This is a genomic window from Geopseudomonas aromaticivorans, from assembly GCF_019097855.1.
Lineage (GTDB): Bacteria > Pseudomonadota > Gammaproteobacteria > Pseudomonadales > Pseudomonadaceae > Geopseudomonas > Geopseudomonas aromaticivorans.
On record NZ_JAHRGL010000020.1, the window covers coordinates 58,665 to 66,596 of the forward strand.

Here is a 7,932-nt window from a genome sequence, read left to right on the forward strand (position 1 = left end):
GCGTATCTCCGGGGCTAGAGGCCCAGCTCGTGGCGGGGGCGGGTCAGGGTGTCGATCAGCGCGTACATGATCTTTTTCGCGCAGGGGATCAGGTCGGGGACGTAGGTGGCGCCCATGCCGCCGAGGCCCTCGGCCACCGGCAGCGGCGCGCCCTGCGCCGGCCACGGCCAGCCGATGCGCGCGGTGGGGATGCCCAGACGGCGCAGCGCGGCGCCGTCGGTCTGCCCGCCGAGCAGGTCGGCCTGGCCGTGCGGACGGTGCTCGATGTGCTCCCAGCCGCGCTGGCAGGACTGGATGATCCAGTTCTGCGGGTCGGTGCTGCCGCCGGCCACCGAGCCGTACATTTCCCAGTCCAGATCCAGCTCGGGACGCTGCGCCTGCAGCTCGCGGACGAAGGCGGCGAACTGCGCCTTGACCTCGGCCGGGCTGGTGCGCGGATTGACCCGCACGTCGAAGAAGATCTCGGTGACCGCCGAGGGGAAGGCCGGGCGCTGCACATCGCCGCCGCGCACCCCGGCGATCCAGCCGTGCGGCTTGATCTGCCCGGAGGTGTTGCGCTCGGCGTAGTCGATGATCCAGCGCTCCAGCTCCTGGATCACCGTGGCCGCCGGCACCACCGAGCTGCGGAAGCCCGGGATGTCGCGCGGCACGCCGGCGTAGCCGAGGGTGCCGTGCACGCGCAGCTTGAACCAGGCCATGCCCGGCTCCTCGTGGTAGACCCAGTTCCACGGCTTCATGATCACCGCGAAGTCCGGCGAGCCGCCGCGGTTGAGCAGGTGGAACACGCCATTGGACATGCCGGCGTGGTCGCGCCCGGCGATGTCCACCGGCATGCCGCCGTCGGCCATGCCGACCAGCAGGTCGCCGACCAGCGGCACCTCGGCCTCGATCAGCGCGGTGGCGACCTCGGTGAGGGTGGCGACCATGCCCTTGGGGTTGGAGGCGCCGAGACCGAACACCCAGTCGTCGATCATCCGCGCCGTGATCTGCATGTCGGCCTCGGGCGCCTTGCCGGTGAGGATCTCCTGGGCCTCGTCACCCTCCTCCAGGTGGGTGTCGATCGGCGCGTAGAGCAGCACGCTGGCGCCGCCGCCGCTGCCGCGGCGCTCGGCCAGCACGTTGCCGCTGGTCGCGCTCATCGGCTGGTAGCGCGCCGACAGACCGACCGACTCCAGGTGGCGGGCCATGAACTGGCTGGCCGCGCCGGCGGCGCCGGTCGGGCTGTGGATGTTGGTCAGCTCGAACAGCAGGTTCTGCAGGCGCTTGGGGTCGATACGCGCGCAGGCCTGCTCGTACCACATCATCTGCTCGGCCGAGAACGGCACGGAAACGGTCGGTTGCATGGGGAAGCTCCTCAGTGGCTGGCCACAAACTGTTCGCTGAAGATGTTTTCCGGCGCGACGCCCAGCTCGATCAGTCGCGCGGTGGCGGCATTGATCATCGGCTGCGGGCCGCACAGGTAGGCAACGGTGTCCGGGCTGACCACGTCGCCCTCGCGCAGGGCGCTGACCGGGCTGCCGTGGTGCAGGCCCTCGGTCGGCTCGCGGTCGACGCAGATGCGCGCCTCCAGGCTCGGCAGCCACTGCTGGCGCAGCTCGATGTCGTCGAGGCCGAACAGCACCTCCGGGGTGGCGCAGCCGAAGCTGAGCAGCATCGGCGGCTTCTTGCCGCCGTTCTGGCGCAGGGTGTCGATCATCGACAGGATCGGCGCGAGGCCGGTGCCGCCGGCGACGAAGATGTGCGGCGCGCGCTTGTGCTCCTCGCGCAGGAAGAACGCCCCGTACGGGCCGCGCAGGGTCAGCACGTCCTCGATCTGGGCCTTTTCCTCGAGGTAGCTGGACATCGCCCCGCCCGGCAGCAGGCGCACCAGCAACTGCAGCCGGGGCAGATCGGCCAGCGTGCTGGACGGCGAGTAGCTGCGCAGCACGCCGAAGCCGGGCACCTCGATCTGCACGAACTGGCCGGGGCGGAACTCCAGCCAGTCGCCGTCGGCCAGCTCCAGGGTCAGGCGCACCACGTTGACGGCGATGCGCTCGATGGAGTCGATGAAGGCGTGCACTTCCTTCGCCACGCTGGAGCCGACCTCGCTGCCGTAGGGCACCTCGAAGGTGCAGTCCGACTGCGCCTGGCACAGGCACAGCAGACGCTGGCCGGCGGCGTACTCGCTGGCCAGCAGCGACGAGCTGGCGCCGGCCCGGGTGCGCGCGTCGCCTTCGGCGAGCTGGGCGATGCAGCTGGAGCAGCCGCCCGAGCGGCACTGGTAGAGCAGCGGAATCTCCGCCTCGATGGCGGCATCGAGGATGCTCGCCTCGGCGGGTACGGCGAAGCTGCGGCTGACGCCGTCGGCAAAATTCACGGTGACCTGGTGGATTGCGTCTTTCATGATCGGGTGCCTCCGTCTTACAGGCATCGGCGACCAGCAGCGATGGCGTGCTGGGCACCAGGATTGGAGGGCGGCTGAACGGCCCGCCCGGTTACTGCTGACTTGCCCCGATCATAGGAAGCGACTCCCGGGCGGGCGCTCCCGCGAGTTACCGGGTTATCCCGCCAGTGCAAATTCCTGCTGCCGCAGTCGGATATCGTGACGGCCAGCAACCAGGGGGCATGGGGGGACGAAGCGCGGACAAAAAAAGGCCCGTACCGCCGCGGTACGGGCCTTGAAGGGCAGTCCTGTCAGAAACTGCCGGGACGAATCTTGTGCCAGTCGCTGACCTTCTGCAGCGCCATGCCGGCGCGGCACAGCACGCCCTCCCCGCCCTTGCCGGCGATGAACTGGCCGCCGATCGGCAGACCGGCCGCGGTGAAGCCGATCGGCAGGCTCAGGCACGGGTGCCCAGTGACGTTGAACGGCGCGGTGAACTGGATCAGCCGGCGGTTGGCCTCCGGGTCCTGGGCCAGCGCGCCGAGCTGTGCGTGGGTCGGCGCGGCATACGGCTGCACCGGAGCGAGCAGCAGGTCGACCTCATTGAGCACGCACTCCAGCTCGCCATGGAAGCGCTGCGCGTCGAGCAGCACGCGCTGATAGTCCATGCCGGACAGCGCGCGGCCGCCGTCGATCAGCCGGCTCAGCGCCGGGCCGTATTCGCTGGCGCGGCTCGGGTAGGTCGCGGCGTGCGCCACGGCGGTCTGCACGCCGCAGTGCTTCTCCCAGTTGGCGCTCACCGCGCGGGTATCCGGCATGCGCACGCGCAGCAGGGTGCCACCGCCGTCGCGGATCATCGCCAGCACTTCTTCGAGGGCCTCGATGATCTCCTCGTCGACGCCGTCGCTCAGCCAGGCCTCGTCGATGCCGATGCGCAGGCCGCGGAACGACTCCTCGACGCTGGGGATCTCCAGGCACACGCTGGGCAGCGAGGTGGGGTCCAGCGGATCGTGGCCGGCGATGGTCGACAGCAGGAACAGCGCGTCGCGCGCGCTGCGGGTGAGCGGCCCGACATGGTCGAGGCTGGCGGCCAGCTCGAAGGTGCCGTGGCGGCTGACCCGGCCCCAGGTCGGCTTGAGGCCGGTCAGGCCGTTGGCCGCGCAGGGAAAGCGAATCGAGCCGCCGCTGTCGGTGCCCAGCGCGGCGTAGCACAACCCGGCGGCGGTGGCCACGCCGCAACCGCTGGACGAGGCGCCGGCCCAGTGCTCGGCGCCCCAGGGATTGACCGGCGCGGTGAACGCCGGGTGATGGGTGGCGAAGGCGCCCTCGGTCATCTGCAGCTTGCCGAGCAGCACGCTGCCCGCCTCGCGCAGGCGCGTCACCACGGTGGCGTCCTGCTGCGGAATGAAATTGCGGTGGATCGCCATGCCCGCCGCGGTGGGGATGCCGGCGGTATGGAACAGGTCCTTCACCGCCAGCGGGATGCCGTGCAGCGGGCTGCGGCACTGGCCGCGCGCCAGCTCCTGTTCGGCCTGGTGCGCCTGTGCCATGGCCAGCTCGGCCGCCACGTGGGCGTAGCTGTGCAGCGCGCCGTCGAGGCGCTCGATGCGCGCCAGCTGGGCCTCGGCGACCTCGACCGGCGACAGCTTGCGGCTGCGGATCAGCAGCGACAGTTCGTGCATCTCCAGGTAGTGCAGATCGCTGGGGGTGTTCATGCGTAGCCTCCGATGAAGGCCGTCGCCACGGCGTTGAATTCGTCCGGGCACTCGCTCTGCAGGTGGTGAGCGGCGTTGCCCATGACGTGCAGGCGCGCGTCGGCGAAGCGGTTGAGCATCAGCATCGGCACGTCGATGCCGCCGAACCAGTCGTGCAGGCCCCAGAGAATCAGCGTCGGCGCCTGCACCTGGGCGAACACTGCGGTGAGATCCTCCCACTCGCCGAAGGCGCCGGGGGTGTTGAGCAGCTCGAGCAGCGCCGGGTTGGCGCTGGCCTCGTAGCGCAGGCGCAGGGTCTCCTCGTCGAGCTTGGCGTCGTCGTGCAGCTCGTAGCGGCAGATCAGCTCGCGCATCTTCGCCAGGCTCGGCCCGCCGCCGGCGAGGTAGTAGTCGCTCATCAGGGTCGCGGCGTGCTTGCTGAACAGCGGCAGCGGCTGCAGCACACCGCGCGCCAGCGGCTGCGAGCCGATCAGCGCCAGGCGGCCGACCCGCTCGGGATGCTCGGCGGCGAAGCGGATCGCCACGCAGCCGCCGAACGACTGGTTGACCAGATGGGCGCGCGGGATACCCAGCGCATCCAGGAAGCCCAGCAGCTTGCGCGCGTGCCAGGCGAGCGCCGGCCCTTCGACCGGCACCATGTCGGAGCCGCCGAACTGGGCGAAATCGAGAAAGTAGCAGGTGTGGCGGGCGGCGAAGGCTGCCGCGCTGAGGCGGAAGTTGCTCCACGCGCTGCTGCCGGGACCACCGCCATGGGTGAAGATCACCGGCAGGCTGTCGGCGGGACCCTCGACCACACGGTAGTGCAGGCGCACGCCATCCACGGTGACGAAATGGCTGCGAGAAAAGACGTCGTTATGCATGCGACAGGCTCCCGGTTGCCCGCTGCCCGGCGAGCGCGCCGGGCAGCGAAGCGTCCTTACTCTTCGATCTTGCGGACCTTGTAGCCCGGACGGTGGCCGTCGGCGGTCTGCTTGAAGATCAGGCTGAGGTCCTTGACCGAGCCCTGCACGCCGCGGCCGGGCTTGGCGATGCCGCGGTTCCAGCGCGAGGACAGCTTGCGCCAGGTGATCGGCGAGATGTCGGTGGCCACCAGTTGCTCATCGTCCCAGCCGGTGCCGTCGGCGTAGAAGTTCTGCATCGCCTCGCGGGCATACAGGTCGCAGTCGTTGAAGCCGTGCAGGCACAGCGGCTCGTACACCGTCTTGTAACGGTACTCGTGCTTGGCGCGCTCCTCGGGGGTGTTGCACACGCGGACGAGGATTTCCCAGTACTCGTGGGTATCGTCGGTGATCGGCACGTACCACTCGTACTGCACAATGTGGTCCTGCGGCCAGTTCTCCACCATCAGCACGCCCGGCAGCACCACCGAGGTGCGGTAGTAGCGGCCATTGACGCCGTCGACCTTGAGACCGAGCTCCTCGTTCTCCAGCACCGGCTGCCAGTTCTCGGTGAACATCATCTGCATCATGCCCTTCGGGCCGTTGTCGTCCTCGACCAGCTGGATGGCGTCGTCGCCGACCGGCAGCAGGCCGAGCGGCAGCACCCAGTTGTTGACGTGGACGATGCTGTTGTCCTTGTGGACGAAGATGTGCCCGTTGTCGAAGCCGTTCTCGCAGGCGATCCGCCAGTTGCCGAAGCCGGTGCGGTGCATGCCGAGCACCACGGCGTTGTCGTCGAGCACGCTCGGCGAGGCCGGCCACAGCGGGTGCGGGAAGCGGTCGCTGTTCTCCGGGAAACGGAACGGCAGGTCGGAGGACAGCGGCGGCACCTCCTCGTCGGGGAAGTCGTCCTCGCGGACGAACACGAAGATCATGCCGTTGACTTCATGCACCGGGTAGGTGGTGATGCCGGTGGTGCCGACCAGCTTGTCGTCCGGGTTGGCGACGATGGTCGCCAGCTTGCCGCTTTCCAGATCGAAGGTGAAACCGTGGTACCAGCAGGAGATGGTGCTCTTGTTGAAGCACATCGGCTTCTCGGACAGGCGTACGCCGCGGTGCAGGCACTGGTCCTTGAGCGCGAACACCTTGCCGTCGACGCGACGCAGGACGATCGGGATGCCGCAGATCTGGATGCCTTCGACCTGGTCTTCGGCCAGCTCGTGGGTGAACAGCGCCGGATACCAGTGGTTGATGAAGCCCCAGGCGGCGTCCTTGTACGGCTGGTACTGGCTCTGGGTCTTGGCGTTGTTGGCGCGGGCATCGCTGATGCCGGTCTTGACTTGGCGACGGCGGATGATGGGCTGCTCGGACATTGGAAACCCCCGGAAGGCTGACTTGGAGTGGGTGCCGCCCTGTGCGGCACCCTTGAGAGTCATCCTAAGAAGCGGGGAGCGGGCTGACGCTCCAATGACCGAGGGGGTTATCCCGGCAGTGCAAGAAAAGCAACGATCCGCATGTCCTGGTCCGTGCGCTCAGCGCGCGAGGGTTTCCGAGGGGCTTTCGCCGAAGCGGCGCTTGTAGTCGGTGGTGAAATGGCCGAGGTGGCTGAAGCCCCAGCGGAAGGCCACCGCCGTCACCGTGGTGCTGCCGGCGCTGCTCTGCTGCAGCTCCTCGTGCACGCGGCGCAGGCGCACTTCCTTGAGGTACAGCATCGGCGAGGTGTTGCGGAAACGCCGGAAGCCGGCGAACAGCGAGCGGCTGCTGACCCCCACGTAGTCGGCCATGTCGACGATGGAGATCGGCTCGTGGGCATGCTCCTCGATGTAGCGCTCGACCCGCTTGACGAACGACGGCGCGATCGACTGCGCCTCGTCGGCGCACAACTCGCCACTGTAGTTGTTGGGCTGGCAGGTCAGCAGCGCGGTGACCATCGCCTGCTCGAACTGCGCGGCGCGCAGCGGCGGCAGGCTGCCCTCGTCGTGGGACAGGTTGTCGTAGATCCAGCCGACCATGCGCATCCAGCGCTGCCCCTGCGCGGTGTCCAGCGGCATGTCCGGGCGGAACTCCACCGGCTTGGCCAGGGTGCGCCCCAGGTGCTGCTGGCAGATGCGCTCGAGCAGGCTGCGGTCGACGCGCATGATCAGCTTCTCGGTGTCCTTGTGGTGGTGAATGCGGCACGGCAGGTGGGCGTTGAGCACCGAGGCCTGGCTGGGCGTCGAGCAGATCTGCCGGCTGCCGAACTCGATCACTTCCTGGCCGCGGATCGGCATCATCACCAGCGCGAAGGTATCGAGCACGCCGGGGTCGATGGTGATGTCGCTGCCGTAGCTCATGCGCCCCACGCCGATGCCACCGAGGCGGCGGTAGTAGATGCGCGTGTCGACCGGAGCCTGACGGTCCTGGTGGCGCAGGCGGTTCTCGCAGAAGATGCGCTCGCCCCAACGGCGGGCTTCCTCGATGTCCTGGGTGTGGCACACCTCGAACTTGGCCAGCACGGCATCCGGGGGCGTCGCGGCGGAAAAAGCCAGACTTTGCATGTTTCGTTCAGCCTCTATTTTATTGTTATAAGGCGCATGGTCGTTGTTCATCACTGACTTCCCCTTTCCGCTCGCTGAACTTGCACGCACGCGGTTCAGGGGTGACTCATGTCGGTGCGAATGCTCGCCAACGTCTGTCGTCCCATCATGCGCGGGGTAGCGAAACTGCTGGACCGGGCTCGTAACACATCCGCCAGAATCGAACACCCTACGCATTTACAGCAAAAAGAATGCCAGACGACTGACATTCCTTGATTCAAATCAATTCCTTGCTGGGGAGTATCTAGTACGCGGCTGCCAGCCGACAGCTAGATGTGATCTCTCAGTAGGTTGTTCATCCGGGGCGTTCCCGGAATTCTGGAAGCGCGACCAACACAGCCTTCCAGGAGCCCCGGATGAACCTGCATAAACATGCCCGTCTTACCCCGCGCGGTCGAGCC

6 protein-coding genes are annotated in these 7,932 nt (G+C 68.0%); all 6 read right to left on the reverse strand.

The annotated features are described in order from the left end of the window. Positions 1 to 14 precede the first annotated feature (14 nt). Entirely contained in the window at positions 15 to 1,343 is a 1,329-nt protein-coding gene (locus KRX52_RS10025; RefSeq protein WP_217681607.1) for a M20 family metallopeptidase, read from the reverse strand. Between the two features lie 11 nt (positions 1,344 to 1,354). After that, on the reverse strand, positions 1,355 to 2,383 hold the full coding sequence (locus tag KRX52_RS10030) for a ring-hydroxylating dioxygenase ferredoxin reductase family protein (RefSeq protein WP_217681608.1): 1,029 nt from the start codon (positions 2,381 to 2,383) through the stop codon (positions 1,355 to 1,357). A gap of 290 nt (positions 2,384 to 2,673) precedes the next feature. Next, positions 2,674 to 4,077, reverse strand: coding sequence for an amidase (locus tag KRX52_RS10035; protein ID WP_217681609.1), 1,404 nt, complete (start codon positions 4,075 to 4,077; stop codon positions 2,674 to 2,676). Beyond that, positions 4,074 to 4,937 (reverse strand): alpha/beta fold hydrolase, encoded by an 864-nt coding sequence (locus tag KRX52_RS10040; RefSeq protein WP_217681610.1) that lies wholly within the window; start codon positions 4,935 to 4,937, stop codon positions 4,074 to 4,076. Before KRX52_RS10040 ends, KRX52_RS10035 begins: the two co-directional genes overlap by 4 nt. Before the next feature lie 56 nt (positions 4,938 to 4,993). Continuing rightward, positions 4,994 to 6,328 (reverse strand): aromatic ring-hydroxylating dioxygenase subunit alpha, encoded by a 1,335-nt coding sequence (locus KRX52_RS10045; RefSeq protein WP_217681611.1) that lies wholly within the window; start codon positions 6,326 to 6,328, stop codon positions 4,994 to 4,996. Between the two features lie 159 nt (positions 6,329 to 6,487). Then, positions 6,488 to 7,492 carry an AraC family transcriptional regulator gene (locus KRX52_RS10050; RefSeq protein ID WP_217681612.1) on the reverse strand — a complete coding sequence of 335 codons (1,005 nt, stop codon included), beginning with the start codon at positions 7,490 to 7,492 and terminating at the stop codon, positions 6,488 to 6,490. Between the last annotated feature and the right edge of the window lie 440 nt (positions 7,493 to 7,932).

Excerpts from the sequence above, each read along its gene's own strand:
- KRX52_RS10050 (WP_217681612.1), bottom strand. The coding sequence starts at position 7,492 with ATGCAAAGTCTGGCTTTTTCCGCCGCGACGCCCCCGGATGCCGTGCTG.
- KRX52_RS10030 (WP_217681608.1), bottom strand. The coding sequence starts at position 2,383 with ATGAAAGACGCAATCCACCAGGTCACCGTGAATTTTGCCGACGGCGTC.
- KRX52_RS10035 (WP_217681609.1), bottom strand. The coding sequence starts at position 4,077 with ATGAACACCCCCAGCGATCTGCACTACCTGGAGATGCACGAACTGTCG.
- KRX52_RS10045 (WP_217681611.1), bottom strand. The coding sequence starts at position 6,328 with ATGTCCGAGCAGCCCATCATCCGCCGTCGCCAAGTCAAGACCGGCATC.
- KRX52_RS10025 (WP_217681607.1), bottom strand. The coding sequence starts at position 1,343 with ATGCAACCGACCGTTTCCGTGCCGTTCTCGGCCGAGCAGATGATGTGG.
- KRX52_RS10040 (WP_217681610.1), bottom strand. The coding sequence starts at position 4,937 with ATGCATAACGACGTCTTTTCTCGCAGCCATTTCGTCACCGTGGATGGC.